This is a genomic window from Anaerofustis stercorihominis (assembly GCF_024623185.1).
In the GTDB taxonomy this organism is placed as follows: domain Bacteria; phylum Bacillota; class Clostridia; order Eubacteriales; family Anaerofustaceae; genus Anaerofustis.
Genome location: NZ_JANJZK010000003.1, coordinates 70,481 through 93,601, shown reverse-complemented (window position 1 = coordinate 93,601; position 23,121 = coordinate 70,481). Strand labels below are relative to the sequence as shown.

General features: G+C 34.1%; 19 protein-coding genes. 18 read left to right on the top strand and 1 reads right to left on the bottom strand.

Annotated elements, in window-relative coordinates; genetic code table 11:
- Positions 1 to 58 precede the first annotated feature (58 nt).
- The 18 genes from thyX to NSA01_RS02840 all read left to right on the top strand — a co-directional run bounded on the left by thyX (position 59) and on the right by NSA01_RS02840 (position 22,471).
- Positions 59 to 838, top strand: coding sequence for an FAD-dependent thymidylate synthase (gene thyX / locus NSA01_RS02925; RefSeq protein ID WP_257480019.1), 780 nt, complete (start codon positions 59 to 61; stop codon positions 836 to 838).
- Positions 839 to 847: 9 nt separating this feature from the next.
- Entirely contained in the window at positions 848 to 1,576 is a 729-nt protein-coding gene (gene rlmB, locus NSA01_RS02920) for a 23S rRNA (guanosine(2251)-2'-O)-methyltransferase RlmB (RefSeq protein WP_257480018.1), read from the top strand.
- 321 nt (positions 1,577 to 1,897) lie between these two features.
- Positions 1,898 to 2,824: an aspartate carbamoyltransferase gene (gene pyrB / locus NSA01_RS02915; RefSeq protein WP_257480017.1), complete on the top strand. Its 927-nt coding sequence runs from the start codon at positions 1,898 to 1,900 to the stop codon at positions 2,822 to 2,824.
- Positions 2,817 to 3,251, top strand: coding sequence for an aspartate carbamoyltransferase regulatory subunit (locus NSA01_RS02910; RefSeq protein WP_257480016.1), 435 nt, complete (start codon positions 2,817 to 2,819; stop codon positions 3,249 to 3,251). Before pyrB ends, NSA01_RS02910 begins: the two co-directional genes overlap by 8 nt.
- A gap of 8 nt (positions 3,252 to 3,259) precedes the next feature.
- Positions 3,260 to 4,414, top strand: coding sequence for a dihydroorotase (locus NSA01_RS02905; RefSeq protein ID WP_257480015.1), 1,155 nt, complete (start codon positions 3,260 to 3,262; stop codon positions 4,412 to 4,414).
- The gene (gene pyrF / locus NSA01_RS02900) at positions 4,398 to 5,258 is read left to right on the top strand and encodes an orotidine-5'-phosphate decarboxylase (RefSeq protein ID WP_257480014.1); all 861 of its coding nucleotides are present in this window, start codon (positions 4,398 to 4,400) and stop codon (positions 5,256 to 5,258) included. The genes NSA01_RS02905 and pyrF overlap by 17 nt, the downstream gene beginning before the upstream one ends.
- Positions 5,249 to 5,947: a dihydroorotate dehydrogenase electron transfer subunit gene (locus tag NSA01_RS02895; RefSeq protein WP_257480013.1), complete on the top strand. Its 699-nt coding sequence runs from the start codon at positions 5,249 to 5,251 to the stop codon at positions 5,945 to 5,947. The genes pyrF and NSA01_RS02895 overlap by 10 nt, the downstream gene beginning before the upstream one ends.
- Before the next feature lies 1 nt (position 5,948).
- Complete coding sequence (locus NSA01_RS02890; protein WP_257480012.1) at positions 5,949 to 6,851, top strand: dihydroorotate dehydrogenase; 903 nt, start codon at positions 5,949 to 5,951, stop codon at positions 6,849 to 6,851.
- A gap of 20 nt (positions 6,852 to 6,871) precedes the next feature.
- Positions 6,872 to 7,459, top strand: a complete 588-nt coding sequence (gene pyrE, locus NSA01_RS02885; RefSeq protein ID WP_257480011.1) for an orotate phosphoribosyltransferase — start codon at positions 6,872 to 6,874, stop codon at positions 7,457 to 7,459.
- A 12-nt stretch (positions 7,460 to 7,471) separates the two neighbouring features.
- Positions 7,472 to 8,530, top strand: a complete 1,059-nt coding sequence (carA, locus tag NSA01_RS02880; RefSeq protein ID WP_257480010.1) for a glutamine-hydrolyzing carbamoyl-phosphate synthase small subunit — start codon at positions 7,472 to 7,474, stop codon at positions 8,528 to 8,530.
- Positions 8,531 to 8,540: 10 nt separating this feature from the next.
- Complete coding sequence (carB, locus tag NSA01_RS02875; protein WP_257480009.1) at positions 8,541 to 11,765, top strand: carbamoyl-phosphate synthase large subunit; 3,225 nt, start codon at positions 8,541 to 8,543, stop codon at positions 11,763 to 11,765.
- 267 nt (positions 11,766 to 12,032) lie between these two features.
- On the top strand, positions 12,033 to 13,310 hold the full coding sequence (locus tag NSA01_RS02870) for a hypothetical protein (protein WP_257480008.1): 1,278 nt from the start codon (positions 12,033 to 12,035) through the stop codon (positions 13,308 to 13,310).
- 292 nt (positions 13,311 to 13,602) lie between these two features.
- A complete protein-coding gene (kdpA, locus tag NSA01_RS02865) occupies positions 13,603 to 15,411 on the top strand; it encodes a potassium-transporting ATPase subunit KdpA (protein WP_257480007.1) in 1,809 nt (602 codons plus the stop codon).
- A 22-nt stretch (positions 15,412 to 15,433) separates the two neighbouring features.
- Positions 15,434 to 17,506 carry a potassium-transporting ATPase subunit KdpB gene (kdpB, locus tag NSA01_RS02860; RefSeq protein ID WP_257480006.1) on the top strand — a complete coding sequence of 691 codons (2,073 nt, stop codon included), beginning with the start codon at positions 15,434 to 15,436 and terminating at the stop codon, positions 17,504 to 17,506.
- Between the two features lie 14 nt (positions 17,507 to 17,520).
- Positions 17,521 to 18,117 (top strand): potassium-transporting ATPase subunit C, encoded by a 597-nt coding sequence (locus NSA01_RS02855; protein ID WP_257480005.1) that lies wholly within the window; start codon positions 17,521 to 17,523, stop codon positions 18,115 to 18,117.
- Between the two features lie 13 nt (positions 18,118 to 18,130).
- Complete coding sequence (locus NSA01_RS02850) at positions 18,131 to 19,018, top strand: hypothetical protein (protein ID WP_257480004.1); 888 nt, start codon at positions 18,131 to 18,133, stop codon at positions 19,016 to 19,018.
- Between the two features lie 59 nt (positions 19,019 to 19,077).
- Positions 19,078 to 21,768, top strand: coding sequence for a sensor histidine kinase (locus NSA01_RS02845; protein ID WP_257480003.1), 2,691 nt, complete (start codon positions 19,078 to 19,080; stop codon positions 21,766 to 21,768).
- Entirely contained in the window at positions 21,761 to 22,471 is a 711-nt protein-coding gene (locus NSA01_RS02840) for a response regulator (RefSeq protein WP_257480002.1), read from the top strand. The genes NSA01_RS02845 and NSA01_RS02840 overlap by 8 nt, the downstream gene beginning before the upstream one ends.
- Positions 22,472 to 22,480: 9 nt before the next feature.
- Here NSA01_RS02840 and NSA01_RS02835 read toward each other — a convergent pair whose 3' ends face one another.
- Positions 22,481 to 23,056 carry an epoxyqueuosine reductase QueH gene (locus tag NSA01_RS02835; protein WP_257480001.1) on the bottom strand — a complete coding sequence of 192 codons (576 nt, stop codon included), beginning with the start codon at positions 23,054 to 23,056 and terminating at the stop codon, positions 22,481 to 22,483.
- Between the last annotated feature and the right edge of the window lie 65 nt (positions 23,057 to 23,121).

Genomic DNA, 23,121 nt, shown 5'->3' with positions numbered 1-23,121 from the left:
CTTTTAACGTGAAAATAATGTATAATATTATAAGTATTTGAATTTAAAGGAGGAAAATATGAAGAGTGATTTAAAAGTAAGTTTGGTAAGGTATACTCCCGAACCTGTTAAGACAGTAGCAATGGCTGCTAAGTTATGTTATTCTCCTGTTGGTATAGAAGAAATAAGTGAAAATATGAGCGACGAGCAGGCTGAAAAGTTTGTTAAAATGTTGATGGGTTTCAGTCATATGTCTCCTCTTGAACATATAAGTTTTTCTTTCGCGATAGAAGGTGTAAGCAGGACACTTACTCATCAGCTTGTAAGGCATAGACTCGCTAGCTATTCTCAGCAGTCACAGAGATATGTAAGCGAAACGGAGTTTGATTTTATCGTACCTCCTGCTGTTGAAAAAGATGAAGAAGCATTAAAAGCTTTTAACGAAAGCATGGAAATGATACAATCATCTTATGAAAAAATCAGAGATATTTTAACCGAGAATAAAACAAAAGAACTTGTAGAGAAAGAAAATATGGATGAGAAAAAAGCCAGAAGCAAGGCTGTTAAACTTGCAAATGAGGATGCGAGATTTGTTCTTCCGGGAGCCTGTGAAACAAAAATCATCACTACTATGAATGCAAGACAGCTCCTTCATTTCTTTGAAGAGAGAACTTGTACCAGAGCACAGTGGGAAATCAGAGCGTTGGCTACCGAAATGCTGAAACTGGTTAAAGAAGTCTGTCCTGTCATTTTTGACAGTGCCGGACCGGGATGTGTAAGAGGTGCATGCCCCGAAGGCAAAATGAGCTGCGGAAAAGCGAAAGAAATAAAAGAAAAATTTTTGAATTTAAAGAGGTAAATTAATTTAATGAGTAATTATGAAAAAGTAATAGGAAGAAATGCGGTCAGAGAAACTTTAAAAGCGGGTAGAAATATAAATAAACTTTATATAAGCGAAAATCATGATTCGGGTTTGGTAAGTATTATAAAAATGGCAAAGTCGAAAGGGATATCCATTCAAAAGACAAATAACCATAAGCTTGACAGTATGTCTGGAAGTACACATCATCAGGGTGTTCTTGCTTTATGTTCTCCTGTTGAAACAATTTCACTCAGAGAACTTATAGAGGATATGAATAAAAAAGATACTAAGCCTTTGGTAGTTATCCTTGATAATATAACGGATCCTCATAATGCCGGTGCTATCATCAGAAGTGCGTACTGTGCGGGGGCAGACGGTGTCATAATGCAGACAAGAAGAAGCGCTTCTATCGGAGAAGGGATGTATAAATCTTCTGCGGGAGCGATTGAACATATAAACTTATGTGAAGTATCAAATATAGCTCAAACTATAGATACACTTAAAAAAGAAGGCTTATTTGTAGTGGGACTTGATATGAACGGAGAAAACTACTACGATATGGATTATGATATGCCTTTGGCTTTGGTGGTAGGTGCAGAAGGTAAGGGACTTGGAAGACTTATTAAAGAAAAATGTGATTTTATAAGTTCTATACCTCTTAAAAATGATTTTGATTCATTGAATGCATCCGTTGCTGCGGGCATAGTGCTTTTTGAAGCAATAAAAACGAGATAAAACTCTGCTTTTTGCAGAGTTTTTTTATTAAATTAATTTTTTGTGGAATGATAATAAAATAAAGAGTATTTTTAAAAAATAAATTATAAAAATAAAATTAAAATTTGGAAAAATTTATTATTTTATGAAATAAATAAAAAGTATATTTCGTTGACTTTAGAGTTATTATTTTATATAATATTTAAAAATACTTTTAACTTAGCACGAGAGGCTAAAAAGGTTATACTTCGATTAATAAATAGCTTACTAAAGCTATGCATTTTTTGTAGATACCTTGCCTAAGTGCAGGTATTTTTTTATAAATATCGGAGGTATATACTTATGTTAAAAGGTCGCGATTTGATCGAACCAACAAATTTTACAGTAGAAGAATTAGATGAAATATTTGCGCTTGCTAATGATATTCTAAATGACGAGAAAAAATATGTAGATGTATGTCATGGAAAATTATTGGCAAGCCTTTTTTATGAACCTTCAACGAGAACAAAATTTTCTTTTGACGCCGCGATGTACAGGCTTGGCGGTAATGTCTTAGGTTTTTCCGATCCAAACACATCGAGTACTTCAAAAGGCGAATCTCTTGCGGATACTACAGTGGTCGTTTCAAATTATGTAGATATAATTGTTGCAAGACATCCCAGAGAAGGTACTGCAAAATTAATGAGTGAACATTCGAGAGTTCCGGTTATAAATGCCGGAGACGGCGGACATCAGCATCCAACTCAAACTCTTACGGATTTACTTACAATCCAGTATTACAAACACGATTTCAATAATCTGAAAATTGGTGTATGCGGAGACTTAATGTTCGGAAGAACTATCCATTCTCTTGTAAAGGCAATGTCGAGATATAAAAATATAGAGTTTGTATTCATTTCTCCAAAAGAACTTTCAATGCCGGAATATATCAAAGAAGAAATCGAAGGAAAGGCTAAATACTCCGAAACGAATTCACTTGATGAAGTCATAGGAGATTTGGACGTTCTTTATATGTCAAGGGTTCAAAGAGAAAGGTTTGTAAACGAAGAAGAATATCTAAGACTTAAAGATTACTTTATACTTACAAAAGAAAAACTGGAAAAAGCTAAAAAAGATATGATAGTTATGCATCCTCTTCCTAGGGTAAATGAAATAGCTACAGATGTGGACGATGATGAAAGAGCTGTTTACTTTATGCAGGGTAGGCTTGGAATGTATGTAAGGATGGCTTTGATTATGAAGTTATTGGGGGTAGAAGTAGATGATTAATGTTTCTAAGTTAAAACAAGGTATTGTTATTGACCATATTAAAGTAAATCACGGATATGAAGTCTTTAAACAACTTAAACTCGATGAAGTAGACGATGTAATAGTACTTATGAGAAATATCCCAAGTCATAAAATGGGAAAAAAAGATATTATAAAAATTGAAACTGACTTAAAACTTGATTTAACTATACTTGGACTTATCGATCCTAATATAACGGTAAGTTATATAGAAAACGGAGAAAGAGTGAAGAAGATACAGCCAAGACTTCCGGAAGTTGTTGAAGGGATTTTAAAGTGTAAAAACCCGAGATGTATCACTCAGTATGAAAATGTTGAAAATATCAAGTTTTATTTGGCTAATCCGGAAAAGAAAGAATACAGATGTTCTTACTGTGACTCAAAGACTACTTTGGTAGAAAATAAATAAGGTGGAAAATGAAAAAACTATTTAAAAACGGAGTGATAATTGATAAGACAAAAACATCAAAAGAAGATGTATTGGTTGTCAATGGAAAAATAGAGAAAATAGGGAAAGATTTAAAAATTGATGATATAGAAGTTATCGATTTAAAAGGAAAAACTTTGCTTCCCGCATTCATTGATATGCACTCACATTTCAGAGACCCGGGATATACTTATAAGGAAGATATCGAAACCGGTATGAAAGCAAGCGTGAAAGGCGGGTACAGTGTTGTTTGTACAATGGCAAATACCGATCCGATTTGCGATAGTACCGAAGTCTTATCTTATGTAAAAGAAAAGTCAGAAAAGGTGGGAGTAAATAAAGTTATTCAAATCAGTGCGATAGGTAAAAACCTTGAAGATAAAGAACTTGTAGACATAAAAGAAAACAAAAAATATACCAATTTATTTTCAAATGACGGAAGGACTATATTCAGCGATAAATTTATGGAAGAAGCTTTGAAGAAATCCAAGGAATATGATTTTCATTTATTGACGCACTGTCAGCCCGAAGAAGAAATAATAGAAAGAGACATGAAACTCCTTGAAAAGGTTGGAGGTAATCTTCATGTTTGCCATATAAGCACTAAGAAATCATTGGAACTTATAAAAGAAGCAAAAGCAAAGGGACTTGATGTAACCTGTGAAGTTGGGCCTCATCATCTTTTTGCCGATAGTCTTGATTATAGAGTAAACCCGTGCTTTGCCACTAATGAAGACAGAATGGCTTTGATACAAGGTATTAAAGATAATAAAATCGATGTGCTTGCAACCGATCATGCTCCTCATTCTGAGGAAGATAAAGAAAAGGGAGCTCCGGGAATAGATAATATCGAGGTTGCATTTTCGATGTATTATAAGATATTTAAAGAGTACGGTATAAGCATCAATAAACTAAGTGAAATGATAAGTTATACTCCGGCTAAGAAAATAGGTCTCAATAAAGGTTTGATTGAAGAAGGATACGATGCAGACTTTGCCGTAGTAGATTTAGATTATAAAGGGAAAATAAATAAAAAAGAGTTTATATCTAAATCAAACAACACGCCTTTTGACGGATATGATATAAACGGTAGAATACTAATGACTTTTGTAGGGGGAGAAAAAAAATATGAAATTAATAGATAAGCTTTACGAGAGAAGTAAAAAAAATATGGCAGTTTGTCTCGGTCTTGATACAAAGGAAGCTTTTCTTCCCGAGTATATAAATAATATGGATATCTCTTTAGGAGAAAAATATTTCTTATTTAATAAAGCTATAATCGACGCAACAAAAGATATCGTGGCATGTTATAAAGTACAGATTGCTTGTTATGAAGCTCTCGGAATGGACGGGCTTAATGCATATCAAAATACTTTGAAATATATAAGAGAGAATGACGGTATAGTTATAGCGGATATAAAAAGAGGAGATATTTCCTCTACTGCCGCAATGTACGCTGACGGACATTTTAAGGGTGATTTTGAAGCAGACTTTATAACCATAAATACTTATATGGGCTCGGATGCGATTAGTCCATATTTCGATTATTTAAAAAATGGAGATAAAGGGCTATTTGTATTGGTTAAAACATCAAATCCCAACGGACATCAAATTCAGGATTTGGAAACTAAGGACAATAAAAAAGTATATGAGATAATGGCTGAGTATGTAGATAAATGGGGAGATGATTTTATCGGAGAATGCGGATACAGTGCCGTTGGTTCCGTTGTCGGTCTTACTTATCCAAAAGAATTCTTAGATGTAAAAAAATATATGCCAAAAGCGTTTTTCTTGATCCCAGGATACGGAGCGCAGGGAGGAACAGGTAAAGATATAGCGGAAATCTTTAAAGATGATATCTGCGGAGTAGTAAATTCGTCAAGAGGTATTATTTCTGCTCATAAGGGAAAAGTAGAGGATGAGACCTTTACGAAACTTACGGTAAAGGCAGTAAAAGATATGCAAGAGGATATTGGAAAATGGCTATAGTATTATTTAATAAAAAAATAAAAGATGACATTTATATGTTAAAGCTTAAAGGTAAATTTGAGGGAAAAGAAGGACAGTTTTATATGTTAAAACCCAAGAATACTTTCCTTTCAAAACCCATAAGTATTCATGATATTGATAAGGAAGGTATAACCTTCCTATATCAGGTAAAAGGTGAAGGAACTAAATATTTTTCTACTTTAAAAGAAGGTATGGAAGTTGACTTGTTCGGTCCCAGAGGCAACGGTTTCGATATAGAAAATATTGATAAGGACGTTACTGTTATCGGCGGTGGAATAGGTACTGCACCTTTATATTATTTAATTAAACAAATCAAGAATAAATATCCAAGTAAATACATTAGAGTTTATTTGGGATTTACAAAGGAAGATTATTTGGTTGATGAGTTTAAGAAGATAGCGGATGAAGTAATCGTAGATGTTGGAGGGATTATTACACATCAAGTGGACTTCACAAAAGATGATAAATATTTTGCCTGCGGTCCGGACATCATGATGAAAAGTGCTTATGACCTAGCGAGTAAAGAAGGTCATGATGTTATCGTGTCTCTTGAAAACAGAATGGCTTGTGCTGTCGGTGCGTGCCTTGGATGTAATGTAAGGACCTCCGGCGGAAACAGAAAAGTTTGCAAAGACGGTCCTGTCTTTAAAGGAAGCGAGGTGTACTAAAATGGATAGGCTTAAAGTTGATTTTTTAGGAAAAGAATTTTCTAATCCATTGGTGGCAGCAAGCGGAACTTTTGGTTTTGGACGAGAGTACTCTGAATTTTTTGATGTAAGTGAAATAGGAGGAGTTTGTTCAAAAGGACTTACTTTAAAACCTCAGCCGGGAAATTCAGGGAACAGATTATGGGAAGCTCCAAGCGGAGTAATAAATAGTATCGGACTTGAAAATCCCGGAGTAAGAAGCTTTTTAATAAAAGATTTACCTTATATGAATAAGCTTGGAACAAGGGTAATAGTAAATTTCGGAGCTCACAGTACAGAGGACTTTTTGGAAGGTATTGAACTTTTAAATAAAGAAGAACTGGACTTTATTGAACTTAATATATCCTGCCCAAATGTTAAAGAAGGCGGTATGGCTTTTTGTATGGATAATAAGAGTGCTTATGATATAACCAAAGCGGTAAAAGAAAAATCCGTACACCCAATCATAGTAAAGCTTTCTCCTAATGCTCCAAGCATTGTAGACGTAGCAATAGCCGTTCAAGATGCAGGTGCGGATGCTGTAAGTCTTACAAATACTTTTTTGGCTATGGCAATAGATATAAATAAGAAAAAACCTGTCTTTGATAATGTATATGCCGGACTTTCCGGTTCTGCAATCAAACCTATAGCACTTAGAATGGTTCATCAAGTTGCCAAAGAGATAGAAATCCCTATATTGTCTTACGGCGGAGTAAGCAATTATATGGATGCACTTGAATTTATAATGGCGGGTGCAACGCTTGTCGGTGTGGGAAGCGCAATATTTGCTGATCCTACGGTAATGATAGATATCAAAAAAGATTTAGAAGAATATTTAATAAGAAATAATATAGAGAGTATAAGTGAACTAATTGGAATAGTATAAGAAAGGTAAGGTATATATAAATGAGTGAACAAAGAGTAAAAGAGATTTTAAAAGAGACGGAAGCATTTCTTGAAGGTCATTTCCTTCTTTCCTCGGGAAGACATTCAAATCAGTATGTGCAGTGTGCTAAACTATTAAGATTTCCGGATAAAGCGGCGGAAGTTTTAAAAGAAGTGGTAGAACAAGTAAAGGATCTTGGTATCACAAAGATCTGCGGACCTGCTATGGGAGGCGTTATCGTCTCTTATGAGCTTGGCAGACAGCTTGGAATAGAAAGTATATTCACCGAAAGAAAAGACGGTAAAATGGAGCTTAGAAGAGGTTTCAGTGTAGGTAAAGGTGATAAGATACTTATAAGCGAAGATGTTATCACTACCGGTAAAAGCACTTTAGAAACCGTTAAAGTACTTGAAGACATGGGTGCGGAAGTTGTTGGTGTTTGTTCTATAGTAAACAGAACAAGTGATGATTTAAATTTCTCGCTTCCTATATACTCTGCTATAAGACTAAATATAGTTTCTTATGACGGTGAAGATTGTCCTTTATGTAAAGAGGGAAAAATCGAGCTTGTAAAACCGGGCAGCAGAGATTTTAAAAAATCTAAATAAAGAGGTTATATAATGAAAGGATATTTACAGTTAGAAAATGGAATGACCTTTGAAGGTGAGCTTTTCGGAAGAGTCCAGGAAAAAGTAATCGGAGAAGTTGTATTTAATACTTCAATGACCGGATACCAAGAGATTTTAACAGACCCATCTTATTACGGTCAAATTGTTACGATGACTTACCCGCTTATAGGTAACTATGGCGTTAATTTTGATTATGAACAGTCCGACAGTTGCAAAGCAAGAGGTTTTATAGTTAAAGAAGTATGTTACAAACCTAATAATTTTAACAATGAAATGACACTTCCGGATTATTTGGAAAGCGAAGATATAACGGCGTTAAGCGGGATAGATACAAGAATGCTTACAAAAGTTCTTCGAAACGAAGGTGTTATGAGAGGAATGATAACCACTCATATGATGCCTAAGACCAAGCTTATCGAAATACTTGACGAACATGATAATTCAAAAAGTGTATTTTCTGTTTCTACATCAAATACATATGAAATAAAAGGCGATGAACATGCAAAACATATCGTTGTATACGATTATGGTATCAAGACTAATATAATCAATATGTTCAAAGAAAAAGGACTTAACTTAACTATCGTTCCTTTTGATACTAAAGCCGAAGAAGTTTTAAAGATTAACCCTGATGCGGTATTTTTATCAAACGGCCCCGGAGACCCTATGGATCTTCCTATGTGTGTTGAAGAAATCAAAAAACTCATAGGTAAGCTTCCAATTCTCGGTATTTGCCTGGGACATCAGCTCGCTTCATTGGCTTTAGGCGGAACAACAAAGAAACTTAAATTCGGTCACAGAGGCGGAAACCACTCCGTTAAAAACTTATCAAATGAAAGAGTATTTATTACAAGCCAAAATCATGGATATGTAGTTGATAAACTTCCAAAAGATGTTGAAGTAACATATACACACGTAAATGACGGAAGTATAGAGGGTATGAGAGTAAGAGATAAAAAAATATATACCGTTCAGTTCCATCCTGAGGCTTGTCCCGGACCGACTGACAACGGAAATGTATTAGACGAAATTTTAAAGGTAATAGAGTAGGAGGATTATCATGCCAAAAAGAGACGATATAAGTAAAGTATTGGTTATAGGTTCAGGTCCGATAATAATCGGACAAGCTGCCGAGTTTGATTATTCGGGAACACAAGCCTGCGAAGCCATAAGAGAAGAAGGATTCGAAGTTGTTCTTATAAATTCCAACCCTGCTACTATTATGACAGACAAACAAACTGCGGATAAAGTATACATAGAACCTATCACTTTGGAATCGGTTGTAAAGATTATTGAAAAAGAACGTCCCGACGCTATTATAGGTGGCATGGGCGGACAGACAGCTCTTAACATGACAATGGAGCTTCACAATAAAGGTATCCTTGATAAGTATGGAATAAAAGTTATCGGAACAAGTGTTGAAGGTATCATGAAGGGTGAAGACAGAGATGAGTTCAGAAAACTTATGCAGGAAATCGGTCAGCCTGTCATTGAAAGCAGAATAGTAAATACACTTGAAGATGCTAAAAAAGCAGCACTTGATATCGGATATCCCGTTGTAGTAAGACCTGCATATACTCTTGGCGGTACAGGCGGAGGTATTGTAAATAGCGAAGAAGAGCTATTAAAGATTGCGGAAAGCGGACTTTCTCTTTCTATGACTACTCAAATCCTAATTGAAAAGAGTATTAAAAACTGGAAAGAAATTGAATACGAAGTAATGAGAGACTCCAACGGTACTTGTATTACAATTTGTAATATGGAAAATATAGACCCTGTAGGTATCCATACAGGGGATAGTATAGTCGTTGCTCCTACTCAAACTCTTTCCGATAAAGAATGTCAAATGCTTCGTTCTGCATCTCTTGACATAATCGAAGCGGTAGGTATCGAAGGGGGATGTAATGTTCAATTCGCACTTCATCCCGACAGCATGGAATATGCGATTATAGAAATAAATCCAAGGGTTTCCCGTTCTTCAGCACTAGCCTCAAAAGCCGTTGGTTATCCTATAGCTAAAGTATCAGCAAAGATTGCACTCGGTTATCATTTGGAAGAGATAAGAAATGCAGTTACAAAAGAAACATTTGCATGTTTTGAACCTGCAATTGATTATGTTGTAATAAAAGTTCCTAAATGGCCGTTCGATAAATTCCTTAGTGCAAAAAGAGACCTTGGAACTAAGATGATGGCTACGGGAGAAGTAATGTCAATAGGAAGGACTTTTGAAGAAGCATTTTTAAAGGCTATCAGATCTCTTGAAATCAAAAAGCATACTTTAGTTCATAATAAAGTAAATGATATTCCGATAAAAGAATTAAGACATAAAGTATTTAAAGCAGATGATGAAAGAATATTCGTATTGGCTCAAATGCTCAGACTTAAATATTCGGTTACTCAAGTAAGTAAGATAACGGGTATTGATTTATTCTTTGTAAATAAAATTAATGAAATAGTAAAAAGAGAAGAACACTTAAAGACTTTAACTTTGGAAACTTTAACAAAAGCAGAATTGCTTGACCTTAAGAAAAAAGGTTTTTCCGATAAGGGTATCAGCTTCTTAATGGGAGTCAGAGAAAAAGATATTTATGAAATGAGACAAATGTGGAATATCAATCCTGTCTATAAAATGGTTGATACATGTGCCGGGGAATTTGAAGCATATACTCCATATTATTATTCAACTTACGACACCGAAGATGAAGTTGTCGTAAGCGATAAGAAAAAAGTAATGGTTATAGGCTCCGGTCCTATCAGAATCGGTCAAGGTATAGAATTTGACTACAGTTCCGTTCACTGTGTATACGCCTTAAAGCAAATGGGTATAGAAACTATCGTTGTTAACAATAACCCAGAAACCGTAAGTACCGATTTTGATACTTCGGATAAGCTTTACTTTGAACCTCTTACAGACGAAGATGTACTTAATATTTACAATAAAGAAAAACCTGACGGAGTTATTCTTCAGTTCGGAGGACAGACTGCAATCAAGCTTGCGGAAATGTGTGTAAGGGAAAATATCCCTATTTTAGGAACTTCTCCTGACAGTATCGATAAAGCAGAAGACAGAGAACGATTTGAAGCTATGCTTTCAAAACTCGGAGTAAAACAACCTAAAGGCAAAGGTGTATTTACCGTTGAAGAAGGTAAAGAAATAGCTCAAAAAATCGGATATCCCGTACTTGTAAGACCTTCATATGTACTTGGCGGAAGAGGAATGATGATTTGTCATGATGAAGAAAGTCTAATTAAATACCTTACAAATGCGATAAAAGAAGACGGCAAAAATCCTGTTCTTATAGATAAGTACTTATTCGGACTTGAAGTTGAAGTTGATGCGGTATGTGACGGTGTAGATGTATTTGTTCCGGGTATTATGGAACATCTTGACAGAGCCGGAGTCCATTCAGGAGACAGTGCTACACTATATCCTACAAGACACGTAAGTGATAAAATCAAAGAAACATTATATGATTATACACGAAAAATCGCTCTTGAACTTAATGTAAAGGGAATGATAAATATACAATTTATTGTATTTAAAGATGAACTTTATGTTATCGAAGTTAATCCTCGTTCAAGCAGGACCGTACCTTATATTACAAAAATCACTAATGTACCTATTCTTGAAATGGCTGTTAAATCTATGTTTGGACCATGTATTAAAGAAATGGGATACGGAAGTTATATCCAGCCCGACAGCGAAAATTACGGAGTAAAGGTTCCTGTATTCTCTACGGAAAAACTTCCGAACGTTGAAGTAAGCCTCGGACCCGAAATGCGTTCTACGGGAGAAGTCCTCGGTGTAAGCAAGAATTATTTGGAAGCGTTATATAAAGGGTTCTTAGCTGCCGGATTTGACTTGAGTAAGAGAAAGAGAAAACTCCTTATTTCATTAAATGATGACAGTAAAGAAGAATTCCTTCCTTCTCTTAAAAAGATGTCTGATATCGGATATGAATTCTTTGCTACGGAAAATACAAAGAATTATATGGAAGGGCATGGGATTAAAAATGTTACCGAAGTATATAAAATCGGGCACGAAGGAGATCATAAGGATTTAGGTATCTTAGATGTTATTAAAAATCATAAGATCGATTTGATTATAAATACTCCGGGAAGTTCTTCAGATTCGGAAACCGACGGATTTAAAATAAGAAGATGTGCCGTTGAATGCGGGGTAAGTGTAGTAACTTCAATCGACAGTGCCATTGCATTGGCTACTTTATTCAGTGAGGATTTAAGCTTCAGTGAATTTGATGTAACCGATGTTGCAAACTATTAGTTATAATTTAAGAAGATAGTTTTAAACTATCTTCTTTTTTGTTACCGTAAGAAAATTTAAGTATAAAACACCGTAAAATAAAGGGAAACCAAGTTTAAAATAATAGACTTTTGCTTATAAGTATTTTATAATATTATTATAAAAGAATTATTGGATACTACTCTTTTTATGAGGGAAAAAGTGTATTATGACAATATTTTGTTCTTAATTAGTTTAATATAGTAACAAAGAGTTACTAAAAATAAATACATAAAGGGGAAATAAATTATGAAGAAAGTTTTAAAGAGACTTTTGGTGCTTACATTGGTAGCAACGTTTGCACTGGGCAGTGCCGGAGTATTTGCGGCGAACGATTCTTCCATTGATTCAACATTGGAAAAAAACAATCTATCGTCTTCAACTGCCGAAAAACAAGTAAAAACCGTAAGTAAAAAAACGGAAAATGTAAAAAAAATAAAAGCAACAGGATATGATATTGTTGCTCCTGCTTTGACCTACAATACAACCTCAAAGCCTGCATACAGAGGCGGCAATTTAGCCGTTGCAGGTTACTATCAAATTATCGTTAGAGCAAATGCAACCGGTAAATTATATGTAGATGGGTCCGTATCATCAAGTAGTAAGGGTAGTGCAACCGTATATGTTTGTTCTTCATTGGATATTAATTCCGGTAGGTTTACATATATTAGCCCTTCAAAAACAATCAGTCCCGGTAAAAGTGGAATCGGTGCCGGTGGTTTAGATGTAGTAGCCGGTAGAAATTACAATGTTTTAGTAAAAACTAATGCGGATAATGTAAATGTTAATGTTAAATCTTATATTTATACGTATACTTCAGGCAGGACTCTTCCTGTAAATAAAACGATGTTGTCTTCAGGAATAAAGGGTAATTCAAATGTGTCTCCTGAACTGTTATATAAGATTAAGCCAAGTAAAACCGGTACAATTAGTGTATCTATTACCGAATATGGTATGTCCAGCTCTGCGGCATATGTAACATTATATAACTCTAAGAAAAAAGCTATATCTTCTAAATTATGGTATTATAGTAAATCAGGAGCATACAGAGCTTATTTCGGAGTTAAAGCAAATACTACATATTATATTAAAATAACTGATGCAAGAGGTTCATATGCTTCTCAATATAAATATGGTGTAAAATATACTAATACAAAAGTTACTGACAGAAATTTATCCAAAAAAAGCAAAGCAAAAACAATAAAACGTAAAAAGTCTATGTCTACAGTATTTGTAGCTTCAACCGGTAAAAGTGTAGATTGGTATAAGATAAAAGTTTCTAAAAAAAGAAAAACTCAAATTAAAATTTATACTTCAGGAATTAAATCCGGTAATCTCTATGTAACAGTATATAAAGGTAAGAAGAAAATAGGATCTACAAAGAAAATACCATATTATGCAAATTCATTTACTGGAACTATAACTTATGGTACGAGTTATGGTAAAGCAAATAAAGGAACCTATTATATAAAAGTTCAGCAGGGTGCAAAATCCAGCGGTAAATATTCAATTAAATATGTTAAATAGATTTAAAAAGAGAAGTATATATACTTCTCTTTTTTACTACTTATGAATAATTTATTACTTATATTTGAAACTTCAAGAAGTAGTTTTATACTGCTTCTTTTTTAATAGTAAATCTTTATACAATTTTAATACTCTTTACTTGTCCCTTAACACCATTTTAATTCTCTAAGTGATAGACTTTAACTTGTTAAAAGGAGGACATAAAAATGACATTTCTTATAGTAATAAGCGGTTTAGCAGCTGTAGGTATGCTTATTTACTACGCTGTTTTACTTTTGGGAGGTAGAGAATAATGAGTAATTCAATTTTGCAATATGTATTTTACTTGGTAATTTTAGTTGTTTTAGCCATTCCTCTAGGAAAATACATAAGTAAAGTAATGAATGGCGAAACGGTATTTTTATCAAAAATAATACTTCCCGTTGAAAACTTCATTTATAAAATTTTAAAAATCAATAAAGATGAAGAAATGGGATTTAAGAAATATGCCATAAGTGCATTGGCATTCAGTGCATTTGGACTTATATTTTTATTTGTAATTCAATGTGCACAAAAATTCTTGCCTTTAAATCCTGAAGGTATCGGTGGTATGAGCTGGGATCTATCATTTAATACAGCAGCAAGTTTCGTTACAAATACAAACTGGCAGGCTTACAGCGGTGAATCTCAGCTTAGTTATTTAGCTCAAGCATTGGGCTTAACTGTTCAAAACTTTACATCTGCCGCAACAGGTATGGCTGTTCTATACGCTTTGGTAAGGGGACTAATGAAAGTTAAAAGTAAAGGTATAGGAAATTTCTTTGTGGATGTAACAAGAAGTATTTTATATGTATTGATCCCGCTTTCATTAGTTGTAACAATAGGTATTGCTTCTCAAGGTGTTGTACAAACATTTAAAGGACATGAAGAAGTAAGCCTACTTGAACCTGTAGCCATAACTACCGAAGGTGAAATCATAGAGAATGCAAAAATTCAAGATAATAAAGTTTATGTTAATGGTGAACAGATAAAAGATGCTGAAGTGGTAACAAAGCAAATCGTTCCTTTAGGTATGGCAGCGAGTCAGGTTGCAATAAAGCAGCTTGGAACAAACGGCGGTGGATATTATGGAGTTAACTCTGCACACCCACTCGAAAACCCAACGCCTTTCTCTAATATGTTGGAAATGATTTCGTTATTATTGATTCCTGTTGCATTGTGTTTTGCCTTTGGCAGAGACATTAAAAACAAAAAACAAGGTATTGCTATATTTATGGCAATGTTTATATTATTAGTTGGTTTTATGGGTATAACTGCCTATAGTGAACATGCTTCTACGCCTGCATTTACTGCAAATCCTGCGGTAAGTACATCAGTTGATGGGCAAATCGGTAACATGGAAGGTAAGGAAACGAGGTTCGGTATTGCCTCATCTGTTACATGGGCTAGCTGGACAACAGCGGCATCGAACGGTTCTGTAAACTCCATGCATGACAGCTATACTCCTATAGGAGGAATGATACCAATGCTTCAAATGCAGCTTGGTGAAGTAGTATTTGGCGGTGTAGGATGCGGATTATACGGAATGCTCGGTTTTGCGATTTTAGCGGTATTTGTGGCAGGTCTTATGGTCGGAAGAACCCCCGAATTCTTGGGAAAGAAAATAGAGCCTTTTGAAATGAGAATGGCAGTATTGGTATGTCTGGCTACTCCTATAGCTATACTTATAGGAAGCTTCCTGGCTACTATACTTCCGTCAACGGCTGATAGTTTGAATAATGCTGGAGCTCATGGGCTTAGTGAAGTGATTTATGCTTTTTCTTCATGCGGAGGTAACAATGGTTCTGCTTTTGCCGGATTTAATGCAAATACACCGTTCCTCAATGTTAATTTAGGTTTTGTAATGTTATTTGCTCGTTTTGTTCAAATGACGGCATGTCTTGCTATAGCAGGCAGTCTTGCAAAGAAAAAGAAAATTGCTGTAACTGCAGGAACTTTATCGACATCAAATGCTATGTTTGTATTCTTACTTGTATTAATGGTGTTGATAGTAGGAGCTTTAAGTTTCTTCCCTGCACTGGCTCTCGGACCGATAGCAGAATTTTTTGAAATGATTATATAGTAAAGGAGATTATAGTAGTATTATGAAAAATAATGAATATACAAGCGCTTTAAAAGATAAAAATATGGTTCTACGTGCCATAAAAGATTCTTTTATAAAACTTTCTCCGAAAATACAAGCCAAAAATCCGGTAATGCTTCTTGTATACATATCGGCTATACTTACAAGTATTTTGTTTGTTTCGGCTCTGTTTGGCATTCAAGATGCACCAAAGGGATATATACTTGGAATAGCTCTAATCCTTTGGTTTACGGTTTTATTTGCCAACTTTGCAGAAGCGATAGCGGAAGGCAGAGGGAAGGCTCAGGCTGATTCCCTCAGAGCCGCAAAGCAGGATGTAAAGGCATATAAAATTCCATCTATAGATAAAAAGCATCAAATAACCGAAGTTTCTTCAGCTAATCTCAAAAAAGGAGATATGGTTATTGTAAAAGCAGGAGAACAAATTCCTGCTGACGGTGAAGTTATAGATGGTGCTGCTTCCGTGGATGAAAGTGCCATAACCGGTGAATCTGCACCGGTCATAAGGGAAAGCGGAGTTGACAGAAGTGCTGTTACCGGAGGTACTACGGTTATATCCGATTGGATAGTAGTAAAAGTAACAAGTGAAAAGGGCGAAAGCTTTTTGGATAAGATGATCGCAATGGTTGAGGGTGCTTCAAGAAAGAAGACTCCTAATGAAATTGCTCTTGAAATATTCTTGGTAGCACTGTCGATCATATTTATATTGGTAACATTGGCACTATATGGATATTCTTTATTCTCAGCAAATCAACAGGGTGTTGCAAATCCAACATCAATAACCTCACTTATTGCGTTATTGGTTTGTTTGGCTCCAACTACTATTGGTGCACTTCTTTCTGCAATAGGTATTGCGGGAATGAGCAGACTTAATAGTGCAAATGTACTTGCAATGAGCGGAAGAGCAATAGAAGCCGCAGGTGATGTGGATATATTGATGCTTGATAAGACAGGAACTATTACTTTAGGGAACAGAAAAGCAGATGCCTTTATTCCTGCAAGTGGAGTGGATATAAAAGAACTTGCAGATGCTGCACAGCTTTCGTCTTTGGCGGATGAAACTCCTGAAGGAAGAAGTATAGTAGTATTAGCAAAAGAAAAGTTTGGGCTCAGAGGAAGAAACCTCGAAGAATTAAATATGGAATTCGTTCCTTTTACCGCTAAAACTCGTATGAGCGGCGTAAATATGGACGGAATTGAAATAAGAAAGGGTGCCGCTGATACTATCAAACAATATGTTGAAGAACGAGGCGGTAACTTTAATACGGAAATCGAAGAGGCAGTAAATAAAATAGCTAACCAAGGCGGAACACCGCTTGTTGTCGCTAAAAATGATAAAGTATTGGGTGTTATCCACTTAAAAGATATCATAAAAAAAGGTGTAAAAGAAAAATTTGCCGACCTTAGAAAGATGGGTATCAAGACAATCATGATTACCGGAGATAATCCTCTTACCGCTGCTGCTATTGCTGCGGAAGCAGGTGTGGATGATTTCCTTGCAGAAGCTACCCCTGAAGGTAAACTTGATATGATAAGAGATTTTCAAAGGAAAGGTCATCTTGTTGCTATGACAGGGGACGGTACAAATGATGCTCCCGCACTTGCACAGGCGGATGTTGCGGTAGCAATGAATTCAGGTACTCAGGCTGCAAAAGAAGCAGGTAATATGGTAGATTTGGATTCCTCACCTACAAAATTAATTGATGTAGTAAGGATAGGTAAACAGTTATTAATGACAAGAGGAAGTCTTACAACATTCAGTATAGCAAATGATATTGCAAAATACTTTGCTATTATACCCGCATTGTTCATAGGGTTATATCCTGGATTACAGACACTTAATATAATGGGACTTCACAGTGCAAATTCAGCTGTTTTCTCTGCAATTATATACAATGCGTTGATAATTGTTGCATTGATACCTCTTGCTTTAAAAGGTGTTAAATACAGAGAAGTGTCTTCGGGAAAACTTCTCAGCAGAAATTTACTTGTTTACGGACTCGGTGGTATTATCACTCCATTTATCTTTATTAAGATAATTGATGTAATCATCGTTTCTCTAGGTTTGGTATAGGAGGAAAAAGATTAATGAAAGGTACAATAAAAAGATCACTAATTTTTGTAGTCATCACTACTATACTTTGCGGACTTATATATACTTTTGTTATGACAGGTATATGTCAGGTTTTATTTCATGATGAAGCTAACGGAAGTATAATTGAAGTAAACGGAGTGAAATACGGAAGTGAATTTATGGCACAGCAGTATGAAGATGAAGATCATATGTGTGGTCGTGTTATGAATTTAAATATGACAACATTTAAGGATAAAGACGGAAATACTCTTCTTTATTCCGGTCCTTCAAATGTAACTCCCGCAAGTAATGATTTTGAAAAAACTATAGAAGAAAGAGTAGAAAAAATAAAAGCAAATCATAAAGAGATGGGGAATACACCTATTCCGCCCGATTTAATAACAAATTCGGGAAGCGGTCTAGACCCTGAAATATCTCCTAAAGCAGCAGAATATCAAGTAAAAAGGCTTTCTAAAAATAATAATATGAGTGAATCACAAGTTAAAACAATAATTGATAAATGTACAAAAGGACGTTTTCTCGGTATTTTTGGAGAAAAAAGAGTAAATGTACTAAAAGTTAACTTAATGTTAGATGGTATATTAAAGTAAAAGGAGATTAGATATGCATAACAAAGTCATTGCATATAAGGAAGAAGTAAATATTTCCAAAGATATTAAACCTTCTTATGAAGAATCACTTTTAATGGTTTATATCTATATGTTAGGATATGAGCTTAATATGAACCCAAAGGTATATAAAATAGAAAAAGAAAATTCTATATGGGTATATTATGAAAAGGCCTGTTATGCAGTTGAAAATTTCTTTGATGAATTTGGTATAAGCGCCGGTTTAATATCCAACAAATATCCTTTATCGATTTATGGGATTATAAATGATAATGAATCGGCTTCACTTGTATCTTATTATGATTTAAGTGATAGTAAAATTATACTTATGAAAAAAAATGTATCCGGTAAGGATTTTGCTGAAATGACCGATATTTGTGTAAAAATAGAAGTGATAAATTCAGATTTACTGGATAGTTTTTATCAAATCATTAATAACCTTGATTATAGGAAAAGTTATATTGCGGTTGACAGAGCAAAGTTCCCTGAACATATGTTTAATAATATGGATGAAGAAGATAAAAATACTTTTTATAAGTACATAAAATTGGATAATCCATATGAAAATGAAGCCTTTATTGATTCCCTTAGTATAGAACAAAGAAAAGAATTATGGAAACTTTTTTTGAAAGATAAGTTATCGCCTATTGATTTTGATTATGCTTTCGAAAGATATAAAGAGAATAGTTTGTTTTCTTTGTTTGAATGGGAACTTGCTCTTCGGCTTGCACTTAGTGATCTGCGTATTAGCGTAGAATATAATGATAATAATTTTAAAATAATCGATAAAAATAATAAGAGATTATACTTTGATTATTCATCTGATAATAGTGCAGAAAAATTGTTTTTAAAAATATTATTTCCGATAAATACTTTTAAGTAATATTAAATAGTGTTAATATTTAAATATATTAGCACTGTTTATGTTGTTAGGAGAAAATTATGAGACCTGATCCGAACAAAATTTTAGAGAAAATCAAAACAGAAAAAAAAGATAGTAACTGCGGCAAATTAAAAATATTTTTTGGGTATGCCGCAGGTGTAGGTAAGACGTACTCAATGCTTGAGGCTGCACATAAAGCTTTTGATAATGGTAATGATGTAGTGATCGGATATATCGAACCGCATGCTCGTCCTGAAACAATGGCACTTACAAATGGTATAGAATCTTTGGATAATAAGAAAATAGAGTATAATGGTATTATCCTTAAAGAGTTTGATTTGGATGCTGCCCTTAAAAGAAATCCTGAGATAATACTTGTGGATGAGCTTGCACATACCAATGCCATGGGCTCTAGGCATGTAAAAAGATATCAAGATATTGAAGAATTACTTAATGCAGGGATAAATGTGTATACGACTGTGAATGTACAGCATATTGAAAGCCTTAATGATATAGTTGAGTCAATTACCGGAATTGAAGTAAGGGAAAGGATACCGGATAGAATTTTTGACCTTGCTTACCAGGTAGAGCTTGTGGATATTGAACCTGAGGATCTAATAGATAGGCTTAATAAAGGTAAAATTTATAGAAGGGATAGAGCAGTAACCGCACTTGATAATTTTTTTACTGTCGATAATCTTACCGCACTAAGAGAAATTGCTTTAAGGAGATGTGCCGATAGGGTAAATAAAATATCTGAAAAGATAAAAAATCCTACAAAGAATTCATCTCCCTCAAATGAACATATATTGATATGTTTATCTGCTTCTCCAAGCAATAAAAAAGTAATCAGGACTGCCTCACGTATGGCAGATGCTTTTAAAGGTACTTTTACTGCATTATATGTTGAAACTTCAGATGATAAAGAAATATCCGAGGAAGATGAAAAAAGGCTTAACGAGAATTTCAAATTGGCGGAACAGCTCGGGGCAAATATAACTACGGTTTACGGAGATGATATAGTTTTCCAAATTGCTGAATTTGCAAGGCTGTCAAATGTATCGAAGATAGTTATCGGAAGAAGCGGAAATAAAAGGGGACTTTTCTCTTCAAATTCTTCTTTTGCAAATAAATTATCTTCGATTTATCCCAATTTAGATATATATATCATTCCCGACAGTGATGTTAAAAATAGTAGAAATATCAAAAATATCATTGATAAAGAGGAAGTAAGTATTAATTTTATGGATACTATTAAATCTATTGCTATTTTATTTTTATGTACTGCAGCGGGATTTATTTTTTATTCTTTAGGGTTTAGTGAAGCAAATATAATAACTGTTTATATTTTAGGTGTTCTCGGGACTGCGGTATTAACGCCTAAAAAAATATATCCGATTGTATCTTCTTTACTCAGTGTCTTAATATTTAATTTTTTCTTCACGGTACCAAGATTTACATTGGATGCATATGATAAAGGTTATCCTGTAACTTTTCTAATAATGTTCATTGCTGCTTTTGTCACAGGTACACTTACATCAAAAATAAAGGAGCAGGCGAAACAGTCTGCAAGAGTTGCCTATAGAACGAAAGTTTTGTTGGAAACGAATCAGAGACTGCAGCAGGCGAAAAACAAAGAAGATATAATAGAAGAAACCGGAAAGCAAATTTTAAAACTACTTGATAAAACTACCATTATTTATTTGTCTATACATGATAGGTTGTTGGAACCCCGTATATTTAAAGCCGATATAAATGAAGATATAAAAGAATATATTAATGCCAATGAGCAGGCAGTTGCTCTTTGGGTGTATAAAAATAACAAACATGCCGGGGTGTCCACTAATACATTAAATGGATCTAAGTGCTATTATCTTTCAATAAGAGGCAAAGAGGGTATTTATGGGGTCGTAGGAGTTAAAATAGATAATGATGAAGAATTTAGCATGTTTGACAGAAGCTTACTTATTTCAATGGTAAATGAATGCGGTTCTATTTTGGAAAATAATTATTTAGAAGAAAAGAATGAAAAAACATTATTAGAAGCAAAACAGGAAAAGCTTCGAGCTAACTTACTTCGTTCCATATCTCATGATTTAAGGACTCCTCTTACAAGTATTTCCGGAAATGCTTCTGTCTTATTAAAGGATTTTGATAGTATTGATGAAAACAAAAAACATGCATTATACGAAGATATGTATGATGACTCCATGTGGCTCATCAACCTTGTAGAAAATCTTCTTTCTGTTACAAGGATAGAAGACGGAAGTATGAATTTAAATATAGAGCCTGAACTTATAAATGAAGTTATTTTAGAATCACTTAAACATATCAATAGAAAAAGTGTGGAGCATAATATTAAAGTAGAAAATGATGATGAACTGTTAATGGCAAAAATGGATTCCAGACTAATTATGCAAGTTATAATAAATATAGTAGATAACGCAATAAAATATACTAAAGCGGGTTCGGATATAATAATTAGAGTTAAAAAGAAAAATGGATATGTATATACAAGTATAATGGATAATGGAGATGGTATAAGTGAAGAGGGGAAAAAGAATTTATTTAAAATGTTTTATACAGGTGGTAATATCGCCGATAGCAGAAGGGGATTGGGGCTTGGGTTATATCTATGTAAAACTATAATAAATGCGCATGGCGGAGAACTTACGGTTAAAGATAATACTCCAAAGGGTACTATATTTACATTTTCATTAAGAGCACAGGAGGTTACACTATATGAATAATAGATTAATATTAGTCGTAGAAGATGATAATGCAGTAAAAAATTTGATATCCACGACTTTAGAAAGTAAGGATTATAAATTTCATACTGCCAAGAATGGGAAACAGGCACTGGATGAAGCAATCAGCAGAAAACCTGATGTAATATTATTGGATTTAGGACTTCCTGATATGGATGGTGTTGATATAATAAGAAAGATCAGAGGCTGGTCTAATGTGCCAATAATTGTAGTCAGTGCAAGGAGTGAAGATAAAGATAAAATAGATGCCTTAGATGCCGGCGCAGATGATTATCTAACAAAACCTTTCAGCGTAGATGAACTTTTAGCCAGACTTAGGGTTGCATTTAGAAGACTTGATTATCAAAATAGTAATTATAATAAAAATGCAAGTCCTATATTTACTAACGGGGGACTTAAAATAGACTATGAAAGCGGATGTGTTTTTGTAGATGACAAAGAAGTGCATTTAACTCCTAATGAATATAAATTGATTTGTTTACTCAGTAAAAACGTTGGCAAGGTCCTTACTCACAAATATATTTTGAACGAAATATGGGGTACAGCTTTTGATAGTGATGTTGCCTCTCTTAGAGTATATATGGCAACGCTTAGAAAAAAGATAGAAGAGGATAGTGAACATCCTATTTATATACAGACTCATATTGGTGTTGGATATAGAATGCTTAGAATAGGAAACAAATAAAGAACTTCATTATTGAAGTTCTTTTTCTTTTTGTTTATTTATGATTTCTTTTCTTCTTTTTTTTGAAAATCTTTCTTCTTCACTGAAAATACAGCCGCAGTAATTTTGTCTGTAAAGATTTAATGCTATAGCTTTTTCCTGTCCTTCGTTGAAATATAGTCTGAAATCTCTATATAAGAATTCAATATCGTATTTTTTGCCGGCAGCTTTTGCAATCATACACATTAAATCATGATCTTGATAGGGGCTTATTAAAAGAGTCGTAGTAAATGCGTCAAACCCGTTTTCTTTTGCGTATTTTGCAGTTTCGAAAAGCCTCATATTATAGCATACACCGCATCTGTTATCAAAGTTTGGATAAATATTATCTATGAATTCTCTAAGCCCGTATTCATTTTCAATTATTAATTTAACATCTATTTCATTAGTATAATCGATCAGTGTCTTTTTTCTCTTTTTATATTCCTGAAATGGATGTATATTGGGATTATACCAAAAGCATGTGGGTTCTATGTTTTCTTTTCTGAGTGTTTCAATGCACATAATGGAACAGGGCGCACAACATGTATGAAGTAATACTTTCAAAATAATTCTCCTCATAGTATAATTAATATATATTATATATTTAAAAATATATAAATGCAATATAT

Bases quoted from the DNA above. Each gene is read 5' to 3' on its own strand.
- kdpB (WP_257480006.1), top strand. From the start codon at position 15,434: ATGAAAAATAATGAATATACAAGCGCTTTAAAAGATAAAAATATGGTT.
- pyrF (WP_257480014.1), top strand. From the start codon at position 4,398: ATGAAATTAATAGATAAGCTTTACGAGAGAAGTAAAAAAAATATGGCA.
- carA (WP_257480010.1), top strand. From the start codon at position 7,472: ATGAAAGGATATTTACAGTTAGAAAATGGAATGACCTTTGAAGGTGAG.
- kdpA (WP_257480007.1), top strand. From the start codon at position 13,603: ATGAGTAATTCAATTTTGCAATATGTATTTTACTTGGTAATTTTAGTT.
- NSA01_RS02905 (WP_257480015.1), top strand. From the start codon at position 3,260: ATGAAAAAACTATTTAAAAACGGAGTGATAATTGATAAGACAAAAACA.
- NSA01_RS02855 (WP_257480005.1), top strand. From the start codon at position 17,521: ATGAAAGGTACAATAAAAAGATCACTAATTTTTGTAGTCATCACTACT.
- NSA01_RS02850 (WP_257480004.1), top strand. From the start codon at position 18,131: ATGCATAACAAAGTCATTGCATATAAGGAAGAAGTAAATATTTCCAAA.
- NSA01_RS02840 (WP_257480002.1), top strand. From the start codon at position 21,761: ATGAATAATAGATTAATATTAGTCGTAGAAGATGATAATGCAGTAAAA.
- carB (WP_257480009.1), top strand. From the start codon at position 8,541: ATGCCAAAAAGAGACGATATAAGTAAAGTATTGGTTATAGGTTCAGGT.
- NSA01_RS02890 (WP_257480012.1), top strand. From the start codon at position 5,949: ATGGATAGGCTTAAAGTTGATTTTTTAGGAAAAGAATTTTCTAATCCA.
- thyX (WP_257480019.1), top strand. From the start codon at position 59: ATGAAGAGTGATTTAAAAGTAAGTTTGGTAAGGTATACTCCCGAACCT.
- NSA01_RS02910 (WP_257480016.1), top strand. From the start codon at position 2,817: ATGATTAATGTTTCTAAGTTAAAACAAGGTATTGTTATTGACCATATT.
- pyrB (WP_257480017.1), top strand. From the start codon at position 1,898: ATGTTAAAAGGTCGCGATTTGATCGAACCAACAAATTTTACAGTAGAA.
- NSA01_RS02870 (WP_257480008.1), top strand. From the start codon at position 12,033: ATGAAGAAAGTTTTAAAGAGACTTTTGGTGCTTACATTGGTAGCAACG.
- rlmB (WP_257480018.1), top strand. From the start codon at position 848: ATGAGTAATTATGAAAAAGTAATAGGAAGAAATGCGGTCAGAGAAACT.
- pyrE (WP_257480011.1), top strand. From the start codon at position 6,872: ATGAGTGAACAAAGAGTAAAAGAGATTTTAAAAGAGACGGAAGCATTT.
- NSA01_RS02845 (WP_257480003.1), top strand. From the start codon at position 19,078: ATGAGACCTGATCCGAACAAAATTTTAGAGAAAATCAAAACAGAAAAA.
- NSA01_RS02895 (WP_257480013.1), top strand. From the start codon at position 5,249: ATGGCTATAGTATTATTTAATAAAAAAATAAAAGATGACATTTATATG.